The organism is Calderihabitans maritimus (assembly GCF_002207765.1).
Classification (GTDB): Bacteria; Bacillota; KKC1; order Calderihabitantales; family Calderihabitantaceae; genus Calderihabitans; species Calderihabitans maritimus.
This window is the reverse complement of sequence record NZ_BDGJ01000020.1, coordinates 23,420-46,565: the sequence shown is the minus strand read 5'-3', so window position 1 is coordinate 46,565 and position 23,146 is coordinate 23,420. Positions and strand designations below refer to the sequence as shown.

Sequence of the window (23,146 nt, the reverse complement as noted above, 5' to 3'; positions counted from 1 at the left end):
AACAGGTGGTGTACAGGTTGCGCAAAGCTTTATTAATACTCTTAATCGTAAGCATTCTTATTTTAACTTGGTACTTCCGTCTGCCCTCCGGTGATAACCATGCTGAGACCGTTCCTCACCTGTTTAAACCGCTCGGCCGGGAACGGGCACTGATTACCACGGTAGGACAAGGCCCGGAGGGATTAATAGTAGCTAAGATGGCCGATGAGTTAAAAATAAGGAATTATTACCGCTATAAAGCCGAAGCAATCGATGTGGAAGGATACGGTAGCTTGCTGGTGGCAGTCGGATACAGTGATATGGGTATGCTTAGTTCCCGAATCTCGTGGGGGGAGGAAAAACAAAGAGCCTTGGAACTGGTTAAAGCCGCAAAGAAACAGCGCATACCGGTTATTCTTTTACATTTAGGTGGCCGGAGTCGGCGGGGGCATAAAAACGATGAACTAATCAATATGTTAGCACCACATGCCGATTATATGATTGTTTTAAGAAACGGTAACCGAGATGGTTTTTTCAGCCGCATTGCCAAAGAGAATCAAATACCTATAACGGTGGTAAGAGACATGGAAGCCGTCAAAATACCACTCAACTCAGTTTACAGATAGCGGGGGAGGGAGAGGAGCATGGTAAAGATTGTCCCCCGTAAACGCTATGTCTTTTTAATTGGAGTTGTATTGGTTGCTCTGGGTTTCTATATTCCCAAGTTGTTAGTGCCGTTAGCTCTATCTATAGTTGATTTGATAGAAAAAAGTATTAAGAGGGTGGATACTGGTTTATTAATACTGGCGGCGGCAAAGTTGGTGATTTATCAAAGCGTCAAAGGTTTGCCGGGCTATTTAGGGGTCTTTTTAATTGCCGAAAGTATAGAGACGAAAAGAGGAAGCAGAAAATACATTAAATTAATACTTCCGTTAATTATTGTTTCTGCGATGCATTTGATGGTAAACAAAGGCGTGGATAAAACTGATATATTGGTTCCTTTGCTCACAGTGATAGCAGGAAGCCTGTTGATCGAGCAAATGTCTTTTAAAGGAGATAACATTTTTGCTACCACCATAGTAGTTGCCCAACTGGCTTTTGGATTGCAGTGGCTGAATTTAACTCCCTGGCTTACTAATTTTGGCTTCGGCTCCGGGGATCTGGCTACTTCTATTCAAATTGCTAGTAAATTCCTTGTGGGAGATAAAGTAATGAATTTTCTCGGTTTTTCCTTTTGTATTCCCCTGTTGGTTACTGCCGTGATAACTACTAAGCTATTAGCAGTTTATATGAAACGAATTTCTGATGTGGAAATACGTAAGGAGCAGGAAGTGGAATTGGAACGCATGCGCTTGCAGGCAGAGGAAACCCGAATACTCCGCGAGATGCACAGTTTGGTACATGACCTCAAGACTCCTCTCATGACGGTGCAGGGCCTATCCTCTTTGGTTGAGATGGCCACTAGTGAAGAAAAAGTGAGAGACTACTGTCGGCATATAGGAAATGCTGTAGATAAAGTAAACGAAATGATTTCCGAGATTTTATATGAAAAAGTTCGGAAGCCTGCGGAGATTGAAGACCTGATTAATTATGTCCGGGCTCATGTCATGGTTAAAGTGGAGGGAAGAAAAGTATATTTCGAATTAGATGACAATCTACCTGTTTTACGGATAAATAAAATTCGTGTAGCCCGTGCTATAGACAATTTAATCCAAAATGCTTTTCGTGCTACGTCGCCTACAGAGGGCAAAATTTGGATAAGGGTTAGATCTGAGCGACAAGGTGTAACTTTTGAGGTTGAAGATAACGGGGTGGGTATTCCCGCCGAGAAATTGGCGGATATCTGGACCGTGGGGTACAGCACCCGTCCCGAAGGTTCGGGACTTGGCCTGGCTTTTGTCAAAAGAGTGGTTGAGAGCCACCAAGGAACTGTAGAAGTGGAAAGTACTGTGGGTAAAGGAACAACCGTGAGAATATGGTTGCCGGAGGAGGTCGCAAATGACCAAAATATTGGTGATTGACGATGATGCTGGCGTTAGATTTACCCTCCAAGAAATATTTAAGTACGTCGGCTGGAAAACAATAACTGCTGCCAACGGCATGGAAGGTGTTGAAAAATTTAGCAGTGAAAACCCGGATGTAGTAGTAGTGGACTACCACATGCCAGTGTTGGATGGTTTGGAGACAGTGCAGAGGGTAAGAAGTATGGATCAATATGTACCTATAGTAGTGCTGACCGTAGACGAAAGGCAGGAGATAGCGGACCAATTTTTGGATGCCGGCGCTACGGATTTTGCTTTGAAGCCTATTAAAGCTCCCGATCTCATTGCTCGTTTAAAGGTAAATCTGCAAGTAGGCGACCTGCAGAGAAGCAGGGCTAAAATGCAGGAAGATACCTATGTGACCAAAGGTATCAGAACCGCTACCATGAATTTAATTATTAATTATCTTGCCAACCGGAAAGAGCCTGCCACTCTAGAGGAAATCACTAAGGAAGTCGGCTTGGCTTACCAAACTGTCCACCGATACATGATGTATATGGTGCAGGAAGGCAAAGTGGAGACCGAATGTGATTATGGTAAGGTGGGCAGGCCCAAGAACAGATACCGGTTAAAGATAAATCGCTAATCCATGAAATCCAACCTTAATACTTTAAAATACGGCATTTTGCCGTTATTTTTTTTCAGAAAAAAGAGAGAAAATAGGAGAATTGCAACCGGTAGCGAATTGCTTATGTCTATATATACATCGTTACAGGAGTGGCAACATGGCTGAACTGTTAGAAGTAGTCAATTTGAAAACCCATTTTTTCACCAAAGAAGGAATTGTTAAAGCAGTGGATGGGGTGAATTTTTCCCTGAAACCGGGTCAAACAATGGGTATCGTAGGAGAATCCGGTTCAGGAAAATCCATCACCGCCCTGTCTATTATGCGTTTGGTTCCTACGCCCCCCGGTAAAATAGTGGACGGGCGAATCTATTTTAATGGTAGAGACATTCTCCGTTTATCCGAGGAAGAAATGCGCAAAATTCGGGGAAATGAAATATCTATGATATTTCAGGATCCCATGACCTCTCTCAACCCTGTGCTTACGGTGGGAGAACAAATAGTAGAAGCTCTGGTTTACCACAGGAAGATGAAAAAGAAAGAAGCCTGGGCGGAGGCAGTGGAGCTACTGGAAAAGGTTGGTATTCCCGAAGCCCGTTCCAGGGTAAAACATTATCCCCACCAATTTAGTGGGGGTATGAGACAGCGGGCGATGATAGCCATGGCCATAGCATGTAATCCCAAACTTTTGATTGCTGATGAACCAACTACGGCACTTGATGTTACCATTCAGGCGCAAATTTTAGATTTGATGCGCAATCTGAAGAAAAACTACGGGACAGCTATTATTATGATTACTCACGATCTGGGTGTGGTAGCGGAGTTGTGTGAACAAGTACTGGTAATGTATGCGGGGACTCCGGTGGAGTTTACCGACGTAAAAACACTTTTTGGCAATCCCAAACACCCGTATACATGGGGGTTATTACAGTCCATTCCCCAATTATATGATGATGAAAAACAGAGACTGAAACCCATCAGAGGCATGCCCCCTGATTTAAAAAATATGAAAGAGTGCTGTCCCTTTGTGAATAGGTGTGATTACAGTAAAGCTATTTGCCACAGAATGCGCCCGGTTGCCAAGGAACTGGCTCCCGGGCACAGAGTAGCCTGCCACCTATATTAAAATTGGAGGAATTGCATGAGCGAGGTATTACTGGAAGTAAGGAAACTGAAAAAATATTTCCCCATTACCAAAGGTATATTTTCCCGGCAGGTGGGGGTAGTTAAAGCTGTTGACGGAGTTTCATTTACGGTACATAAAGGCGAGACCTTAGGGCTGGTAGGAGAATCCGGTTGCGGAAAATCCACCACCGGGCGCTGTATTCTGCGGCTCATTGAACCTACCTCCGGAGATATTTACTTTCAAGGGAAAAACATAAGAAATTTAAAACCGGCGGAGATGCGGCGTATGCGCAAAGAGATGCAGATAATTTTTCAGGATCCGTATGCGTCTCTTAATCCTCGCATGACCGTGGGTGAGATTATTGCGGAGCCCATGCTCCTTCACGGAATTGCTAAAGGCTCCGAAGCCAGAAAGCGAGTATTGAAATTATTGGATACCGTAGGGTTAATGAAGTATCATGCAGACCGTTATCCCCACGAATTTTCGGGCGGACAGCGACAGCGCATTGGCATTGCCAGGGCGCTAGCTGTAAATCCCAAGCTGATAATTTGTGATGAGCCGGTTTCCGCGCTGGATGTCTCTATCCAAGCTCAAGTGATTAATCTGCTGGAAGATTTACAGCAGGAATTCGGTTTGACCTATGTTTTTATTGCCCATGATTTAAGTGTGGTTAAGCATATTTCCAGGCGGGTGGCGGTAATGTACCTCGGCCGCATTGTGGAAGTAGCTTCGGATAAGGAACTGTATCGCAATGCCCACCACCCTTATACCAAGGCGTTGCTTTCCGCCATACCAATACCTGATCCGACGGTAAAAAAAGAGCGGATTATTCTGGAAGGGGATGTACCCAGTCCCATTAATCCGCCTTCAGGATGCAATTTTCATACTAGGTGCAAATATGCAATGGAGATTTGCCGGCGTGAGGTGCCGACTTTTAAGGAAGTGGGGGATGGACACCAGGTAGCCTGTCACCTGTTTTAAATTGTTCTTTTCTACGGGGAGGTGATAGCTGGTTTTTCGAACAGAACACAACTTGCATATAACTTAAATTGAGAATAAGGAGGTCAACTCTTGTTATGAAAAAGATCGCTTGGATAGTAGTTGTAATGTTAGTCTTGAGCCTTGTTTTGGCAGGCTGCGGCACAAGCGAAAAGTCTGCCGTTAATAACGAGTCGGGGGACAAGCAATCTGAAGCTTCGGCAGAAAAGGTTTTCGTCTTTGGCCGAGGTGGGGACTCGGTGGGGCTTGACCCTGCTAATGTTACCGATGGAGAATCTATCTATGTAACCCAACAGATATACGATACTTTGGTGAAATATGACAAAGAATCTACTAAGGTAGTTCCTGGCCTGGCCGAAGAATGGGAAGTATCTAAGGACGGTCTGGAATGGACATTTAAACTGCGTAAGGGCGTGAAGTTCCACGACGGTACGCCTTTTAACGCTGAAGCGGTAAAATTTAATTTTGACCGGTGGATGGATGAAAATAACCCGTATCACCACGGCGACTTTGAATATTACATGTATATGTTCGGAGGATTTCCCGGGATAATTTCCTCAGTGGAAGTTGTTGACGAATATACCGTAAAGATTGCCTTGGAGAAACCTCTTGCTCCCTTCATTCAAAATCTGGCTATGCCCGCTTTTGCCATTGCCAGCCCGGAAGCCATCAAGAAATATGGTGAGGATTACTTTAAACATCCGGTGGGTACTGGCCCCTTTAAGTTTGTGGAATGGAAGAAGGATGATAGAATTGTTCTGGTGAAGAACGAAGAATACTGGGGCCCCGAACCCAAGTTAGACAAAGTAATATTCCGCACCATTCCTGATAACACCGCGAGATTAATGGAACTGGAAGCTGGAACCATTGATGCCATGATTGGCGTCAACCCGGATGATGCAGCCAGAATTAAAGAAAATCCCGACTTGCAGCTGCTACTGAGGCCGAGTATGAATGTCGGTTATTTGGCCATGAATACGGAAAAAACACCTTTCGATAACGTATTAGTAAGAAGAGCCATCAACCATGCCATCAACAAAGAGGCTCTTATCGAGGCTTTCTACGCCGGGTTTGCAAAGCCAGCCAAAAACCCGATGCCTCCCAGTTTATGGGGATACAATGATGACATAGAAGATTACGAATATGACCCGGCCAAAGCTAAAGCTTTGTTGGCTGAGGCAGGTTATCCCGATGGGTTCGAGACCACCCTGTGGGCCATGCCGGTAGCCCGTCCCTATATGCCCCAACCTATGGAAATTGCCCAGGCTATCCAGCAGGATTTGGCTGCTGTAGGTATCAAAGCGGAAATCGTTACCTATGACTGGGCAACTTATCTGGAAAAAGGAGAAAAAGGAGAACACGACCTTTATTTACTTGGCTGGACGGGGGATAACGGCGACCCGGATAACTTCCTTTATGTATTGCTTGATAAGAACAATGCGGTTAAAGGTGCTGCCAGCAACGTGGCCTTCTATAAGAACGATAAGGTTCATGACCTCCTGGTAGAAGCCCAAATGGAAATGGACCAGTCCAAGCGCGCCGAACTTTATGAAGAAGCACAGGTTTACATCCATGAAGACGCCCCCTGGGTACCTCTGGTACATTCCACTCCCGTACTGGCTGCTAGAAAGAATGTTACCGGTTGGGTACCTCATGCTACTGGTTCTGAAAGTTTTATTGATATTGATATACAGTAAGAACTATGTTTGATAGGCAGATACTAAACGACTTTCGGGGAAGCCGTTTGGCTTCCCCGCATTCTGAAATGATTTAGCTCCTTGATGGAGGGCACGCCATGCTGACGTACATCGCAAAACGTTTATTAATGTTAATACCGGTACTGGTCGGAGTATCTATTATCGCTTTTTTACTTATCCATCTGATCCCCGGCGACCCGGCGCAGGTTATCCTGGGTGAAAGAGCTACGCCGGAAGCACTGGAAAAATTGAGAGAGGAATTGGGACTTAACGACCCGTTATACATACAGTATTTTAGATTTGCCCGGAATGTGCTGAGGGGAGATCTGGGGCGATCTGTGATCAGCCACGAACCCGTTGCCGCCGAACTTGCCGAAAGATTTCCGGCGACCATTGAACTGACCATTGCGGCCATGTTGATAGCCATTGTGATCGGGGTGGCTGCGGGAGTGATTTCCGCCGTAAAACAGTATTCCTGGTTTGATAACCTCAGCATGACCGGAGCTCTGGTAGGGGTTTCCATGCCCATATTTTGGCTGGCACTGATGTTGATTTGGATTTTTTCCAATCTACTGGGATGGTTTCCGCCCTCCGCCAGATTAAGTCATACGGTGGACATTCCTGTAGTTACCAATTTTGTGGTTATTGATAGCCTGCTGGCCGGCGATATGCAGGCATTAAAAGACGGCCTCTGGCACCTGGTTTTACCGGCTATTGCTCTGGGGACCATTCCCATGGCCATTATTGCCCGTATGACCCGGTCAAGCATGCTGGAAGTAATGAGACAGGATTACATCAGAACAGCTAGGGCTAAAGGTTTAAAGGAGAACCTCGTGATATTCAAGCATGCTTTAAAGAATGCGCTTCTACCGGTAATCACGGTGATGGGACTGCAATTTGGGATTTTACTGGGCGGTGCAGTTATGACGGAGACCATTTTTTCCTGGCCGGGCGTCGGCAGGTACATGTACAACGCCATCATGGCCAGGGATTTTCCTGCGGTTCAGGGAGGAATTCTCGTAATAGCAGTGGTTTTTGTTTTGGTCAATTTGGCGACCGACATTCTTTATACCTTTTTAGATCCGCGAATTAAGTTTGACTAGGAGGCGCCACATGCAAAACATGAACTTACAATTGGAAACTCAAACAGAGGTGAAGGATAAGGCAACTAAAAGCAGTCTCTGGTTGGAAACGTTACGACGCATAGTGGCCCGCAAGTCGGCCATGGTAGGGGCCTTTATCGTATTTGCTTTGATTTTTGTTGCTATGTTCGCTCCCTACCTGGCACCTTACCACCCCACCGAAGATGGCAAGCTGGTGGATCGTTTAAAGCCACCTAGTGCGGAACACTGGTTGGGAACGGACTCATTGGGTCGGGATATTTTAAGCCGTATTATTTTCGGGGCTCGCATTTCCATCCAAGTTGGGATAATTTCCGTTGGTATTGCTATGAGCATTGGTACTTTGGTGGGAGCTGTTGCCGGGTATTACGGCGGATGGATTGACCTTGTAGTTATGCGTCTAATTGATATTATGATGGCCTTTCCCAGCATACTCCTGGCCATTGCTATTACCGCCGTATTGGGGCCTAGTCTCCAAAACGCCATGGTGGCTATCGGTATTGTATACATCCCCACCTACGCCAGGATAGTACGTTCATCGGTGCTTTCCGTAAAGGCCACGGAATATGTGGAGGCAGCCAAAGCCATCGGTGCCAACGATTTTCGCATAATTTTCAAGCACGTGTTGCCTAACTGTATAGCACCTATCATTGTGCAGACAACCATGGGCATAGGTACCGCTATCCTGGAAGCGGCAGGTCTTAGTTTCCTCGGGCTGGGAGCCAGACCTCCTCAGCCCGAATGGGGTTTCATGCTTGCCAATGCCCGTCAGTTCATTCGGAACGCGCCTTGGGCAACAGTTTTCCCCGGTCTGGCTATCATGCTTACCGTCTTAGGCTTCAACCTTTTAGGGGATGGATTAAGGGATGCTCTGGACCCGAGATTAAAAGAGTAAGTCGGATTATTCACTGGTTTACTATGTTACAGCAAGAGAGGCCGTTGACGAAGTTGCAGGTCAACGGCTTCTATTATTTGATACATAAATTTTTCTATTAGTTTCCTAACATACAATAATGCTTTTTCCTCATAATATAGTTAGAATTAAAATCAAGACCAGGAGGTTTTACCGGTGACGGACAGGAAATACACTCGGTACGGAGACTTGGAAAACAAGCTATGGAGTATGCGGGAAGCTAACTATCCCGATGGAGTGGCGGTAGACCCGCTACCGATTACGGCGGGGGAAGAGATCACCGTTCTCTATTACGGGCTACTTGCCCAATCCGGGGCCGACCAGGTCTGGCTTCACTGCGGTTTTGGGCCGGCCGATCGCTGGTATGACATAAATGACTATCGCATGGAACGAACCGAAAGGGGTTGGGTGAAGAAATTCAAGGTAAAAAGCGGAGACCGCCTGAACTTCTGTTTCAGAGATAGTGCCTACAACTGGGATAACAATAACGGCCGGAACTGGAGTTTTGAAATTCACGAAGGCAATCTGCCCTAATCGGAACGGGGCAGATTTTTTTGTAGGCGCCTCGAACTAATGTCGCCTTACGCCTACATCACCCAGCCTCACCGGGGATAGTACAACTGCTGAGTGGCGGGTTAGACGGCCTTGAACAGGGTTGCCTTGGCTTTGCTCATGGCCCGGGTGTAGAGGTCGAGGTACTTCAACGCCGACTGGGACCAGGAGTAATTGGCTCGCATGGCGTTGGCCATCAGTTCCTTCCATACCCCCGGCTGGTGGTAGTAGGCCTCCAGGGCGCGGAAAATAGTGTCCTTTAAAGCTTCAGGGGTGTAAGGTGCAAAAGAGAAGCCGTTTCCATTAACGGGATCTTTATGAATGTCGGTAATGGTATCCTCCAGCCCGCCGGTAGAACGTACTATGGGGATGGTTCCGTAGCGCAGGCTGATGAGCTGTCCCAGCCCGCACGGTTCAAAACGAGAAGGCATAAGAAACATATCCGAACCGGCATAGATTCTCTGTGCAAGATCGGGATCAAAGCCGATTTTGACGGCCATTTTATGGCGGTACTTAACCTGCAAGGAAGAGAAAAGCTGTTGGTAGTAATCCTCCCCGCTGCCCAAGATTACCAACTGGAGGTTCTTGTGCATCAGCTCGTCTATTATGGGAGCAATTAGATCCAAACCTTTTTGATTAACCAGACGGGAAATAACGGATATCACTGGTATATCTTCTACCGGCAGGTTTAGCTCTCTCTGCAGGGCCTCTTTGTTCTTTTTCTTCAAATGTAAAGTATCCGCATCGTAGTTTACGGCGATCCGCGGGTCGGTTTTCGGGTCAAAAACGTCGTAATCAATACCGTTTATAATACCGTAGAGGTCCTGCCCTCTCTTGCGCAAAAGGCCATCCAGTCCTTCTCCCATTTCCGGGGTTTGAATTTCCAGAGCGTATTTGGGGCTGACCGTGTTTAAAACGTCGGCGTACAGAATTCCCGCTTTCATATAATTAACCTGGCCGTAAAATTCCAACTGCTCGGGAGTAAAAAATTCGTCTCCCAGAGCCATTATCTTCAGGGCTTCGCGATCAAAACGTCCCTGATACTGCAGGTTGTGAATGGTGAACAGGGTGGCTATTTTTTGGTAAAAAGGATCCTCTTTAAACTTAATTTTCAAAAAAAGGGGGATCGGTCCTGTCTGCCAGTCATTGCAGTGAATGACATCGGGCTTAAAATCAATGCGGGGTAGCATAGAAAGTACGGCTTTACAGAAGAAGTTGAAGCGGGCGGCATCATCCGGATGCCCGTAGAGGCCGTCGCGGTAAAAGTACTGGTAATTATCTATTAGATAAACCGGTATAGACTTTTTCTGCTGTTGCACCCGGGTTTCCATAGAAGCTTGGCGAACAATCGCAGTTTCCAAATGGCCGTCCATTTCTACGGGAAAGTCAGTGAGGTACGGAACGTCATTTATTTGTTTATAGCGGGGAAGTACAACCCGTACATCATGGCCATGGGCCGCCAGGGCTTTCGGCAACGAACCAGCGACATCGGCCAGCCCTCCGGTTTTGGCAAAAGGAGCTACTTCGGAAGCGACAAAAAGGATGTTAAGGTGTTTTTTACCCATGGATTAAACCTCCTTATCGCAGGTTTTCCGCGCTAGACTCGGGCGTGGTAGGGTTTATATAGAATCCGGTCCCCCATTCGAAACCGGCCACTTTAGTTAAACGAGGTAGAATTTCTATATGCCAGTGATACATCTTGTCACTCCCGTAAGGAGCGGTGTGAAGGACCAGATTATATGGGGGATCCTGGAGCGTGTTCCGAAGACGGCCGGTGATCTCTTTCAGAATCCCGGCCAGGCCTTCTATCTGGGCCGAAGAAATTTCACCAAATTCCTCTTGATGCTGACGGGGAATTATCCAAATTTCAAAAGGGAACCGGGAAGCGTAGGGGCAGAAAGCAACAAAATGGGCGGAGGCGTAAACAATCCTTGTTTCCTCTAGGAGTTCCCGGTTTAAAAGTTCGCAGTAGATGCATTTACCGAAATTGGTATCGTATTTATGCACTCCTTCCAATTCTTCAAGTATGGTTTTGGGAACCACTGGAGTAGCAATAAGCTGGCTGTGCGGATGTTCTAAAGAGGCTCCGGCCTCCGGGCCGTGGTTGCGGAAAATTTGCGTATAACGGATCTTTTTGTCAGTTGAGAGTGCCTGATAGCGTTCTTTCCATGCCTCAACTACCCGGACCATTTGTTCCAGGGAAAGTTCCGGAAAGGCAGCCTCATGCTCAGGGGTTTCAATGATTACTTCGTGGGCTCCGACGCCGTTCATAGTTTCGTGTAATGAGTCTTCATGACGTTCCGGTGCTACCCCCGGTTCAAGGGCGGCGAACTTGTTGGGAACCACCCGTACCGACCAACCTTCCTCATCGGGATTGGTACCTTCTTCCCGGAAGGCGAAAACCTCCGGAGGGGTGCTTTTTTCATTTCCCGGGCAAAAGGGACAAAAGCCCCCTTTTTTTGTATCTGTTTCTTTCTCACCAGATTTGACAAAGTCGGAAGGTCGTTTTGCTCTTTCAGTCGCAATTACGACCCAGGTACCAGTTACCGGGTCCTTACGCAATTCTGGCATGTTCATACCTCCGTTAATTTTGAGCCAAGGGTGAGTTTCTTCCATTAGCATGATCTTAAACAGCCACTTTTATTCCGGTTAGAAATCGTTAAAGCATAAAAGAAGGGGGAAATAGGAAAAATATTTTTGTCCGCTTGAGTTTAGCGTTTGACGGAATAGTTCAAGCAAAAGAGACGGGAGGCTGAAGGATTTGCGGGTATTGATGTTAACCTGGGAGTATCCGCCTAAAAGTGTGGGTGGATTAGCCCGGCATGTGGAAGATCTGGCGGCTGCCATACCTCAAGATCAGTGGGAAGTACACGTGTTAACCTGTGGAGAACCGCACCTTCCTACTTCCGAGGAAATCAACGGAGTTTATATCCACCGCGCAGTACCATATCAACTGTCCACTCCCGACTTTATAACCTGGAGCCTCCAATTTAACATCACCCTGTTGGAATACGCAATTAATCTTCTTCAGGCCAAGGAATTCGACCTGATTCACGCCCATGACTGGCTGGTAGCCTATGTGGCCCGTGCCCTGAAACATGCTTACCGGTTGCCGCTGGTAGCTACTATCCACGCCACGGAAGCCGGGCGGAACCATGGTTTACATAATGATGTCCAGCGATTCATAAGTAGCGTGGAGTGGTGGCTTACCTACGAAGCCTGGAAAGTAATTGTCTGTAGCCAGCACATGAAACAGGAAGTACACCACCTTTTCCAATTACCGCTGGATAAAATTGAAGTTATCCCCAACGGAGTTAACCCCGAAAGATTCAAGATGGTCACTCCAGTACCCGGTTTTCGGGAAAGGTACGCCAGGCCGGAAGAAAAGATTGTATTTTTCGTCGGCAGGTTGGTAAGGGAAAAAGGAGTGCAGGTTCTTTTAGAAGCCGTGCCTCGTGTTTTGCGTTCCTTTCCGCAAACTAAATTTGTAATTGCAGGCACGGGACCCATGGAGGCTCATCTGAAATATACGGCTGGAGCTCTCGGCATAGAGCATAAAGTATATTTCGCCGGTTATATTGACGATGAAACCCGTAACCGGCTGTATGATGTGGCCAGCATTGCTGTCTTTCCCAGTCTTTACGAACCCTTCGGTATTGTGGCACTGGAAGGCATGGCTGCCGGTACTCCGGTTGTGGTATCTGACACCGGCGGTTTATCTGAGATTGTGGAACACGAAGTTAACGGTTTAAAAGCGCTGCCGGGTAATGCCGATTCTCTGGCGGACCAGGTGTTACGTCTCCTGCACGATGAAAATTTAGCGGCGCGTCTGAAGAGCCGTGCCCTTCAACAGGTGAAAACCGTTTATAACTGGCAGCGGATCGCAGAAGCTACGGCTAAAGTTTACCGGGAAGTTCGTCAGGCCTACGAACGTAATTGGTGGCCGCATGAATCGCGGCCGTTAAACCGGCTAATTAATCATGCCATGCGCTTGTTCAACCCTCGATGGCTGCACCAAAATTCCGACCGTCACCAGTATGCCCGCTATACTCTGGTAGACCAGCGGGTAGCATCTATACACCAGTATCAGGGAAGGAGAGATTGGTGATGAAAGCTATTATTATGGCCGGTGGAGAGGGCTCTCGCTTGCGTCCTCTGACCTGCGATCGTCCCAAGCCGATGGTTCCGGTGGCCAACCGGCCGGTAATGGAATATGCAATAGAGTTGCTCAAAGAGCACGGTATAACTGAAATTGGCGTTACCCTTCAATATTTGCCGGAAGCGATTCGAGACTACTTTGGAGACGGGGCTGATTTCGGGGTCAATCTCCATTATTTTGTAGAGGAGACTCCTCTCGGAACGGCGGGCAGTGTTAAAAATGCCCAAGAATTCTTAGATGATACCTTCTTGGTGGTTAGTGGAGATGCTCTAACCGATTTTAATTTAACAGAAGCCGTCAAGTTTCACCGGGGAAAAGGTGCTCTGGCTACTTTAGTTCTAACCACGGTAGCCAATCCCTTGGAATACGGAGTAGTTATCACTGCTCCAGACGGAAGTATCCGGCGTTTTTTAGAGAAGCCGGGATGGGGTGAAGTGTTCAGCGATCAGGTAAATACGGGTATCTATGTGCTGGAACCGGAGGTTCTTAATTTTATTCCGGAGAAAACCAAGTACGATTTCAGCAAGAATCTGTTCCCCCTTTTGTTGGAAAAAGGCAAGCCCCTCTATGGATTTCTTATGCCGGGATACTGGTGTGATATCGGTAACCTGCAACAATACCAGCAGGCTCACCATGATATTTTGGAGGGTAGAATTCAGGTTGCATTGCGGGAACAACAGCTTAAAGAGGGAATATGGGTGGGGACGGGTACTGAAATCAGTCCCGGGGCGCAGGTTAAAGGACCTATCATAATCGGAAATTGCTGCAAAATAGGGGAAGGGGTGGTAATTGAACCTTATACGGTTATCGGAGATAATGTCATCCTAGAGGAAAATAGCTCCGTCAAACGAAGCATCATCTGGAATAACAGTTACATAGGTAAAGGAGCCGCACTGCGGGGTACGACAATTTGCAACCGGGTAACTGTTGGTGTTAATGCCAGTATTTACGAAGCTACAGCTATCGGTGACGACTGTCATATTCAGGAAAACAGTGTAATTAAGCCGGGAGCTAAATTGTGGCCACACAAGACGGTGGAACAGGGAGTTACGGTGAGAAATAGTCTTGTATGGGGTACCCGTATAAGCAAAAATCTTTTTGGACTGCAGGGAATTTCAGGATATGTAAATCGGGACATTGCACCAGAGTTTTGTTCGCGCTTGGGAGCGGCTTACGGTAGTGTTTTGGGAAGAGAAGACCAGGTAGCAATTAGCGCCGACGCTTTTGAGGCTACGCAAATGTTAAAGAGCGCCTTCATGGCTGGAGTTCAATCCGCCGGAGTAAATATATATGATTTAGGCCGGATTATTATGCCGGTCAACCGTTTTGCAGTCCGTTCCCTGGGAGCCAAAGGAGGTGTTCATTTTAAGACGGACGCCGATGACCGGGAAAAGGTTTGGATCCATTTTGTAGACCACAATGGTATAAACGTCAACCGTGGGGTGGAAAGGAAGATAGAAAACCTCTTTTGGCGGGAGGACTACCGGCAGGTTAAGGCTGCGGACATAGGCAGGGTAATGGATATGCCTCACGTTCTAGACCTGTATCGAGACAACCTTATGGATGAAGTGGAGACAGAAATTATTCGGGAGGCCGGTTTAAACCTGGTAGTCACACACTCGCCCCATCTGGAGCCGGTTTTATTACCGGTTCTGGAGCAACTGGGCTGTAAAATAAGCCGTTTTAAACTTGGCGGGGAGGAAGAGTATTCCTTCCAAAAGGCTAAAGAAAAGATACCTGCTCTGGCGGAAGAGGTGGTAAGGCAACAGGCAGATTTAGGTGTGGTGATGGACGGCAATGCGGAGCGATTGATCCTGGTGGATGAGCGAGGAAACATTATTGATGACCATCTCTTTACCGCTCTGGTTAGTTTGGTGGTTCTCCGGGCCAATAACGGTGGTACGGTGGTGGTCCCGGTTACGGCTCCCGGAGTTATAGAGCAAATGGCGAAGCAGTACAACGGGCAGGTAGTAAGGACTAAAACAGCTCCTCAAGCTTTCATGGAGTTTACTTTAAAGGAAGAAATTGCTTCCCGCCAGGGAAAGTTTGCCCAATTTATGCTGCAGTTTGATGCGGTTCATGCTCTGGTGAAAATACTAGATTTCGTGTGCGGTCACCAGGTGAGCCTAGGTGAGTTAGTGGCATCTATACCGAAGTTTTATCTCAGTGAAAAAACTACCGAATGTCCCTGGGAAGCGAAGGGGAAAGTGATGCGCATGTTGATTGACGAACAAAGGGATAAACAGGTAGAGCTTTTAGACGGAGTTAAAATTTATCATGACAACGGGTGGGCGTTAGTCCTTCCTCATGCGGAAGAACCCCGTTATCAGGTTTACAGCGAAGCCTTTTCCCAGGAAGCCGCCGAAGCTCTTACCGACTTTTACGTGAACCGGATCCGTTCCGTCCTGGGCGAGAAAAGTCATACCTGAATAAAAAGCGCCATTTATTAATATAATGGAAGGGGGAACCAGAGATTGAAAATAATAACCTAAATACCTAAAAAGTAACACCCCAGGTAGTGACCTGAGGTGTCAATTTGTTTCTACTACTCTAATTTCTGGAATCTGGTTTCTGTTATGCTTCAATTTCAACTACTTTTTTTCTCGTGAGCATTTGTTTCAAAAATACGGCCGTTAGGAGAGCTAAACCAATGCCGTCAGTGGTCAACGCGGGATGAAAAAGCAGGAAGGCAGCTCCACCTAATATTATTCGCTCCAACAATCCTGTATCTGTTATAAAATATCCTTGTAATGCCGGTCCTGCCGCGATAATCCCTAGGGAGACAGAGATGAATGTAATGATAATCTCTGTTACCGTCCCGTTTAAGAGAATTGGCGTATAGGCAAATAAGAAGGGCATAAGATAGAGACCTTTGCCAAACTTAAATGAGGTCCAACCGGTTTTCATAGGGTCAGCCCCGGCGATTCCTGCGGCAGCAAAGGCAGCCAAACAAACTGGTGGCGTAATATTAGCGTCCTGGCTAAACCAAAAGACTATCAAATGAGAGGCCACAAGTGGTACTCCCAATTTAGTCAGTGCTGGCACGGCAAGAATAGCCAAAATGATATAAGATGAGGTAACTGTCAAACCCATACCAAGAACATAAGACGCCAAACCTACCAATATTATAGCAATTGGTAACATACCCCCCGATAGAGAAACTACCAGGTCAGAAAATTTCAACCCTAAGCCGGTGAGGTAAACTATCCCAATGATAATACCAATAGTGCCTGCCGAGGCTCCGATAGTTAAAGACTTTACTGCGGCATCTCTTAACAGTTTAACAAATTCCCTCCAACTGATGCGGGTTGATTTATTGATCATGCCGACGGCTACAGTTGTAACGATGGCCCAGAATCCTGCTTGAGACGGTGAATATCCCTGCATTAATAATAAGATAATAGCTGCCAACGGTAAGACAAAAAACCAACCGCTTTTAATTACTTCTTTGATATTCGGCAAGTCGTTTTTGGAAAGTCCTCTAAGCCCGGTTCTGGCCGCCTCCAAATCTACCAGCCATAAGACGGAACCAAAATATAGCAAGGCCGGAATAATGGAAATCTTCACAATATCCCAATAAGGCACTCCTGCAAATTCTGCTATTAAAAAGGCTCCGGCACCCATAATCGGTGGGACCATTTGGCCTCCTGAAGAGGCGGCGGTTTCCACGCCTGCAGCTACGTGTGGCTTGTAGCCTGTTTTTTTCATTAACGGGATGGTAAAGGTACCGGTAGTAATTACATTGGCTACCGCACTACCGGACACGGAACCCATTAACCCGCTTACCAGAACGGCTGCCTTTGCTGGTCCACCACGGGTGCGCCCGGTTAGAGCATAGGGAAGATCGATAAAAAATTTGGCGGCACCCAATTTATCTAAAAACGTACCGAAGATGATGAATAGAAAAACATACTTAGCAAAAATAGATGTAACTATACCAAAAATACCGAAAAGGGTGGTGAATTGATATGTCGCGATACGCTCAATGGAAAATCCCCGGTGGGCAATTATACTCGGCATGTATGGCCCGAAATAGGCGTAGATTAGAAATACAATGGCAATTATGGGAAGAGTATTTCCTAAAACACGCCTGGTAACTTCTAAAGTTACTATTATGGCCATGATACTAAAAATTATGTCTGTCTGGGTAACTTCTCCGGCACGGAATGTCATTTTTGGATATTCAACAATAAAATAGACGATAACTGCAACCGATGCAGCTAAGAATAAGTAGTCTATGATGGATAACCTATGGCGTGGAGATTTTTTTGTGGCCGGATAAAGCATAAAGCATAAAACAAAGGTAAAACCAAGATAAAGTCCCCGATTTAACTGGGGATTAGGAACTCCGAATTTTGCAATATAGATATAAGTCAGTGTAAACAGGCTGGCTACAATAGTAAAAATGATGCCCAGCGGACCGGAAAGGGTGCGAGTTTTATTCTCAGCAGTGTTTACTGATTCTTCATTTTTGATGGTCATGCTGTTCCCCCTTTCCCCAACAAGGTTATTCTCGGTACTTTCAATATTTCTACTTTGACGCGTTCATTACTGTTTAGGTGTTTCCACAGGGGAATCTCCTGGTCATTTATAAACAGAGTGTGCTTGGCAATATGACCTACCCGCAGAAAGAATGTTCCGATTGCCCGGTTCATGTCACTCACTATGTTCCAACCGTCTTCAAAGGTCACGGTTTGTTCGTAAGGTCCCATACCGGCGCCAAGCATTTTAAATTTAGTATCGGTTAGGACGATTGTTCCATCAGCTGCGACATGAAATTTTTCCCAAATAGGTTGTCTGTCCACTGAGTGAATATAGCGAATGCTAAATTCGGTGCCCGAATGTACCGGGATACGAGTTACAACTAAGTCTCTTTCAACACTTTTTACTTGGAGCACTAAGACCGGGCTAATAAGAAAATATATGGTACTTAAAACTAACAGGGAAAGAACCAGCAAGGGGCCGGGTCTTATTCGGCCCCTGTCGACTCGAATGGTATTCATTATTTTGCTTCCGGAGGAATTAACCTGTCGGGTATTTCTAAGCCAAGCTCTTTATAGTACTTAAGTGCTCCCGGGTGCAACGGCACTACAGCATTGGCGATAGTGTTTTCGGGGGTAGTCCAGTTAGCTGCCTTATGGATATTGATTAAGGTTTCCCTATTCTCAAACACTGCCTTAACTATCTTGTAAATTAGGTCTTCTGGGGCATCCTTGCTGGTAATCATGGTGTTCCATACAGTAGGAGTTGGGACTGCTTCATCTTGTCCTTTGTAGGTTCCTGCTGGAACTTCCCCTGCATTGTAGAACGGGTACGCGCTAGTGATTTTATCTAAATCTTCTTGGCTAAAGGGTATAATGTAGATATCTTGTGTGGCTGCTAGTTCGGTAATGGATGATGTGGGCGCAGCAACACTCCAGATACCGACGTCCAAAGTCTTATCCCGCAAGTTATTTGCTTGATCGGCAAAAGGTAGACGCTGTACTATAAAATCATCGTAACTTATTCCCAAAAGATCAAAAATTAGATTGGTTTTATACTCGGTACCACTTCCCGGTGCGCCTACGGAAACTCTCTTACCTTTAAGGTCTTCTAAGGTTTTAATGCCGGTTTCTTTTAGGGTAACTACCTGATAGATATTGGGGTACATGAGGAATACGGTTCGAATGTCTTTTTTATTGCCTTCAAATCTACCTGTACCGTGATATGCCTGGTATCCTACGTCATTCATGATTGTCGCCAACATGGCTTGACCGCTGGCTACCATCTTAGTGTTTTCTACAGATGCACCGGTTACTTCCGCAGTAGCTTCCACATTGGGTATATGGTCGTTAATAATGCTGGCGACGCCACCACCATATGGATAATAGACGCCGCCTGTGCCACCGGTAGCGATGGAAAGCCAGATTTTTTTCGTCGTTGTTTCATTCTTTGCTTCTTCCTTCTGACCGGTAGGCTGTTCTTGCCTTGACTGACCGCCACCGCAGCCGACTAAGGCAATGGTCAGCAATATCAACATAACCGCTAACAAAAGTTTGTTGCGCATGAATTTCATTATGTTACACCTCCAATATTCAAGTATTATAACGGGATAAAACCAAGGAAGCAAAAGGATCTTATCACCGCCTTTCTTTTTCAACAATAATAATTTTAGTTTGAATATTCTAACTATTTACTATGCAAATATCATTCCAATCAATGGACGTAAGAGAAAGAATGTGAATAATGTAAATAAACCAAGGGTTTGTTAAACTTTATCCATTTAGGAATATTTGCTTTTTAAAGGGAAAAAAATGCCACGTATGCGGCAATTTTTTCCGGTTGGTAAAATATAGGGTGTGCAACCTAACTTAAATTATATTATTCAAATTATATTTTTTTATCTTTTCCCTCAGGGAACGTTCACTAATTCCTAACATTTTCGCTGTTCTTTTACGGTGTCCATTACAGTACTTTAAAGTAGCGGCAATTGTTTCCCGCTCTATATCTAACAGGGACTGACCTACTTTAACAGGGATACTTTTAGGTTGTGGCGTGTTCTCAATTTCATTTCCCGTGTTAAGAGAAATCCAGGATTCCAGGTAATTGGGGAGGTCTGAGGGGGTAATAGTGGGTCCCGTTGAAATAGCAACTGCATACTCAATGATGTTTTCTAGCTGCCTAACGTTACCGGGATAGTGGTGATTTAGGAGAATTCGTTTAGTTTCTGGGTCTAACTGTTTGATTTTTTTGCCCATCTTCTGGCATTTTTCTTTAATAAAATGTTCTATTAACAACAAAATATCCTCTCTTCTTTCCCTAAGCGGTGGAATGTGAATGGGAATAACATTGAGGCGAAAATAGAGATCTTCACGAAACTTTTTTTCCCGTACCAGCTCTAGCAAGTCTTTGTTAGTGGCTGCTAAAATACGTACATCTACTCGGTAGGATTTGGTTGAACCTAAAGGGGTGACTTCTCGCTCCTGGATCACCCTTAGTATTTTTGCCTGTAAAGACAAAGGCATTTCGCCTATTTCGTCTAGCAGCAGAGTACCGCCGCTTGCAGCCAAAAGTTTTCCTGCTTTGTTTTGCAGGGCTCCGGTAAAGGCACCTTTTTCATAACCGAAAAGCTCGCTTTCTAACAGTGTTTCCGGAATGGCGGCGCAATTTATGACTTCAAATGGTCCTTCCCTGCGTTTCCCTAAATAATGAATGGCGCGGGCTACCAATTCTTTGCCGGTACCGCTTTCTCCCGTAATGAGCACATTAGAATCAATATCCTTTACTTTCTCAACCAGTCGAAAGACTCTTTGCAAAGCCTTACTTTTTCCGATAATACCGGCGTAACCCGGTTTGTTATCTAGAGTTTCGCTGAGAAATTTGACTTGGTTAGTAAGCCGGTAGTACTCTATAGCCTTGTCGATGAGCAACTGTAACTCTTGGATATCCAAGGGTTTGGTGATGTAATAGTAGGCGCCGCTTTTCATGGCCTCTACGGCAGATTCAATGGTGCCGTATGCTGTCATAATGATAACTACTGCATTGGGGAAGTCGTGTTTTATTTGTCGTAGAACATCCAAACCGTCTGTGCTCCCTAAGCGCCAATCTAGAAGGATGACCGAGAACGGTTGCTGATAGATTAATTCTAGGGCTTCTTCAGGGTTGGTTGCGGTGCTCACCCGGTATTTGTCTTCTAAAGCAAAACTGAGAGAAGAACAGATGGAAATTTCGTCGTCAATAATTAAGATATCATGCATGGTCGATCCCCCCTTGAGCCAATAATTTGGAGCTAGGTTGTGCAGCAGGGAACTCCAACTTCACGGCAGTTCCTGAACCTGGTGTACTATCCACGGTGATTTCTCCCTGGTTTTCTTTAACTAATTGGTAACTAACGGTCAGTCCTAATCCCACTCCGTTAGTTTTTGTCGTAAAAAAGGGTTCGAATATTTTATCAATTTGATCCCTCGGTATTCCTTTTCCAGTATCTTTGAATAACAGGACTACGGATTTATCTTTTATTTGAGCAGATATAGTAAGGTGTTTTTGATTACAGTCCCCCATAGCGTCAAGAGCGTTCAATATTAGGTTTAAAGCTACTTGTTTAAGCTGACGTGGATCGGCATAGATATAGAGCGTTTCATCAATTTCTTTGGTGACCTGGACGTTTTTGTCCCTAAAAGTCTTATGAAATAGCAAGAGTACCGACTCCAACCACTGGTGAACATTGAAGACTTCTTTTTTTGCTCTTTGCGGCCGGGAGTAATCCAATAGATCCTCTATTATATTGTTTAGCCTGGCAATTTCTTTGGGAAGATAACGGGCTATCTCCTCTCGAAAGACTGGATTATGATGTTTTAGGGGTATTAGCTCAACAAACGTTTTGATAGATGTTAGGGGGTTTCTTAATTCATGGGCAATTCCAGCTATCAATTGCCCCAGTGCACGCATCTTTTCTTGGGTAATTAATTTATTTTGTAGCTTTTTTTCATGAGTTCGATCCTGGAGTGTAAGTAAAGTACCCATGATATTTCCTTGTACATCATAAAGAGGGGAGATATCACAGGTTAAGTGTTTTATTTCGCCGTTTAGAGACAAATCAATTTCTGCTTGTTGAACTTCTTCAAATGCTTCAAGTTGTTTGCGGAAAGGTTCAAGTATTTTTTTTAGTTGATTGATTGACGTAGCAGGTAACAAACTGATTTTTGAGATGTCTTCCAATTTGAGAATATTAACTGCTGCCGGGTTAACGGTGGTTATACGACCTTCTAAGTCCATGGTAATAATGCCGTTTTTAACACTGTTTAACACTTGTTCCTTAAACGCATCATTTTCGGCAATTAGTTTTTGCTGCTGTTTTAAGTTCAGATTTGCCTGGGAAAGTTCTTTGGTACGCTTATCCACTTCAATCTGCAGCTTCCGGTTCCATAACATGGCAAGCAGGGCTACAATTACAAGGAAAGTAGCCAGTAACTTGATTATTTTCATAAGACGTGCAGTCACAAAGGAGAGGCGTTCACCAAACCAGCGGTAATAAATTCGATCGTATTGTCCGTTGGCTTTAATCGTCTTTAAAGCGGAATTGAATTTATTCAGCAGTTGGTAATTCCCTTGACGGACAGCGATTGCATAGTCTGCCGGTTGGATAGTACCGCCGACCATCTTAAATTTATTTTCAAGGCCAAATTTTTTCAGGTAGTATTGGGCAGTCCAAGGGTTACCCAAGAAGGCTTCGGCTCTGCCCATTATTAATAATTTGAGCGCCTCTTCTTGACTAAAAGCTACGTTTATTTGAGCTCGTCTTACGTCTTTCAAGAGGTTGGCTGCTACGTGAGATTTTTGGACTGCCGTCGTGCGCTCTTTCAGGTCAGCTAAGTTTTTGATGTCATCTTGATGGGTGGGAATAACTATGGTTTCTGAAATAATGAAATAAGAATCGGAAAAATCAAAAATTTCATCACGTTCAGAGGTATACTTCATGCCAAAAATAGCGTCTACATCACTATTTTTCAGAGCTTTGATTGCTTTATCCCATTCCATAGGTAGGGTGACAATTACTAGGTCGCTGTTTTGTTCTATGGCTTTAATTAGGTCAATACTGTAACCGTTCAGTTGGCCTGATCCATCTATATAGGAAAAAGGAGGAAGGTTTTTGTCTACAGCTACTCGTACTAATATTTCTTTCTGGTCTCCTGTGTCTAAAATACCTAATGCTTTATCGGCAGGTAGTAGTACAACCGGAGGCATGCTTGTTAATATGAGAAAAATTAAAACTAAATTTTTTAATTTGCGACCCAAATTTATCCCCGCCTCTAGTTCATGGTATTTAATCATCCTGTTGACTGCTTGGCAGGAAAGGGAAAGAAAATTACAAAAATTCTGTTATTATTTATTCTACCATGTGATGCTATTATGTGCAAAAATGGGCTACCTTTTGACAAAAGTACACATCTAAATAAATTTGTGATAAAGTATTTAACAGAATGAGAAAATTAACTTGAACCCAAAAGGGGGATT

Annotated in this window: 18 protein-coding genes; 11 read left to right on the top strand and 7 right to left on the bottom strand. The window is 45.2% G+C overall.

All coding sequences use genetic code 11. From position 1 onward, the window contains the following. Positions 1–17: 17 nt before the first annotated feature. The 9 genes from KKC1_RS03465 to KKC1_RS03425 all read left to right on the top strand — a co-directional run bounded on the left by KKC1_RS03465 (position 18) and on the right by KKC1_RS03425 (position 8,976). Positions 18–605 carry a DUF6305 family protein gene (locus KKC1_RS03465; RefSeq protein ID WP_088553117.1) on the top strand — a complete coding sequence of 196 codons (588 nt, stop codon included), beginning with the start codon at positions 18–20 and terminating at the stop codon, positions 603–605. Between the two features lie 18 nt (positions 606–623). Then, a complete protein-coding gene (locus KKC1_RS03460) occupies positions 624–2,000 on the top strand; it encodes a HAMP domain-containing sensor histidine kinase (RefSeq protein ID WP_088553116.1) in 1,377 nt (458 codons plus the stop codon). Then, positions 1,978–2,607: a response regulator gene (locus tag KKC1_RS03455; protein ID WP_088553115.1), complete on the top strand. Its 630-nt coding sequence runs from the start codon at positions 1,978–1,980 to the stop codon at positions 2,605–2,607. The genes KKC1_RS03460 and KKC1_RS03455 overlap by 23 nt, the downstream gene beginning before the upstream one ends. Before the next feature lie 139 nt (positions 2,608–2,746). Continuing rightward, a complete protein-coding gene (locus KKC1_RS03450; protein WP_088553114.1) occupies positions 2,747–3,712 on the top strand; it encodes an ABC transporter ATP-binding protein in 966 nt (321 codons plus the stop codon). A gap of 15 nt (positions 3,713–3,727) precedes the next feature. Continuing rightward, entirely contained in the window at positions 3,728–4,693 is a 966-nt protein-coding gene (locus KKC1_RS03445; protein ID WP_088553113.1) for an ABC transporter ATP-binding protein, read from the top strand. Positions 4,694–4,788: 95 nt separating this feature from the next. Continuing rightward, complete coding sequence (locus tag KKC1_RS03440; RefSeq protein ID WP_088553112.1) at positions 4,789–6,408, top strand: ABC transporter substrate-binding protein; 1,620 nt, start codon at positions 4,789–4,791, stop codon at positions 6,406–6,408. 98 nt (positions 6,409–6,506) lie between these two features. Beyond that, positions 6,507–7,511 carry an ABC transporter permease gene (locus tag KKC1_RS03435; protein ID WP_088553111.1) on the top strand — a complete coding sequence of 335 codons (1,005 nt, stop codon included), beginning with the start codon at positions 6,507–6,509 and terminating at the stop codon, positions 7,509–7,511. Positions 7,512–7,530: 19 nt separating this feature from the next. Further along, positions 7,531–8,424, top strand: a complete 894-nt coding sequence (nikC, locus tag KKC1_RS03430) for a nickel transporter permease (RefSeq protein ID WP_202819928.1) — start codon at positions 7,531–7,533, stop codon at positions 8,422–8,424. A 174-nt stretch (positions 8,425–8,598) separates the two neighbouring features. Further along, a complete protein-coding gene (locus tag KKC1_RS03425; protein WP_238134180.1) occupies positions 8,599–8,976 on the top strand; it encodes a carbohydrate-binding protein in 378 nt (125 codons plus the stop codon). Between the two features lie 101 nt (positions 8,977–9,077). Here KKC1_RS03425 and glgA read toward each other — a convergent pair whose 3' ends face one another. Both glgA and galT read right to left on the bottom strand, forming a co-directional pair. Then, the gene (gene glgA / locus KKC1_RS03420; protein ID WP_088553109.1) at positions 9,078–10,559 is read right to left on the bottom strand and encodes a glycogen synthase GlgA; all 1,482 of its coding nucleotides are present in this window, start codon (positions 10,557–10,559) and stop codon (positions 9,078–9,080) included. Positions 10,560–10,572: 13 nt separating this feature from the next. Continuing rightward, the gene (gene galT / locus KKC1_RS03415) at positions 10,573–11,565 is read right to left on the bottom strand and encodes a galactose-1-phosphate uridylyltransferase (protein WP_088553108.1); all 993 of its coding nucleotides are present in this window, start codon (positions 11,563–11,565) and stop codon (positions 10,573–10,575) included. A gap of 190 nt (positions 11,566–11,755) precedes the next feature. On the opposite strand from galT, the gene KKC1_RS03410 reads away from it, so the two are divergent. After that, positions 11,756–13,102 carry a glycosyltransferase family 4 protein gene (locus KKC1_RS03410; protein ID WP_088553107.1) on the top strand — a complete coding sequence of 449 codons (1,347 nt, stop codon included), beginning with the start codon at positions 11,756–11,758 and terminating at the stop codon, positions 13,100–13,102. Beyond that, on the top strand, positions 13,102–15,582 hold the full coding sequence (locus KKC1_RS03405) for a mannose-1-phosphate guanyltransferase (RefSeq protein WP_088553106.1): 2,481 nt from the start codon (positions 13,102–13,104) through the stop codon (positions 15,580–15,582). The genes KKC1_RS03410 and KKC1_RS03405 overlap by 1 nt, the downstream gene beginning before the upstream one ends. Positions 15,583–15,727: 145 nt before the next feature. Here KKC1_RS03405 and KKC1_RS03400 read toward each other — a convergent pair whose 3' ends face one another. From KKC1_RS03400 to KKC1_RS03380, 5 genes are all read right to left on the bottom strand, one after another. Next, entirely contained in the window at positions 15,728–17,635 is a 1,908-nt protein-coding gene (locus KKC1_RS03400) for a TRAP transporter permease (RefSeq protein ID WP_088553105.1), read from the bottom strand. Continuing rightward, on the bottom strand, positions 17,632–18,156 hold the full coding sequence (locus KKC1_RS03395) for a DUF1850 domain-containing protein (protein ID WP_088553104.1): 525 nt from the start codon (positions 18,154–18,156) through the stop codon (positions 17,632–17,634). The genes KKC1_RS03400 and KKC1_RS03395 overlap by 4 nt, the downstream gene beginning before the upstream one ends. Beyond that, complete coding sequence (locus tag KKC1_RS03390; protein WP_202819927.1) at positions 18,156–19,208, bottom strand: TAXI family TRAP transporter solute-binding subunit; 1,053 nt, start codon at positions 19,206–19,208, stop codon at positions 18,156–18,158. The genes KKC1_RS03395 and KKC1_RS03390 overlap by 1 nt, the downstream gene beginning before the upstream one ends. Before the next feature lie 295 nt (positions 19,209–19,503). Further along, positions 19,504–20,889: a sigma-54-dependent transcriptional regulator gene (locus tag KKC1_RS03385; RefSeq protein ID WP_088553103.1), complete on the bottom strand. Its 1,386-nt coding sequence runs from the start codon at positions 20,887–20,889 to the stop codon at positions 19,504–19,506. Further along, the gene (locus tag KKC1_RS03380; RefSeq protein ID WP_088553102.1) at positions 20,882–22,963 is read right to left on the bottom strand and encodes a transporter substrate-binding domain-containing protein; all 2,082 of its coding nucleotides are present in this window, start codon (positions 22,961–22,963) and stop codon (positions 20,882–20,884) included. Before KKC1_RS03380 ends, KKC1_RS03385 begins: the two co-directional genes overlap by 8 nt. Positions 22,964–23,146 lie beyond the last annotated feature (183 nt).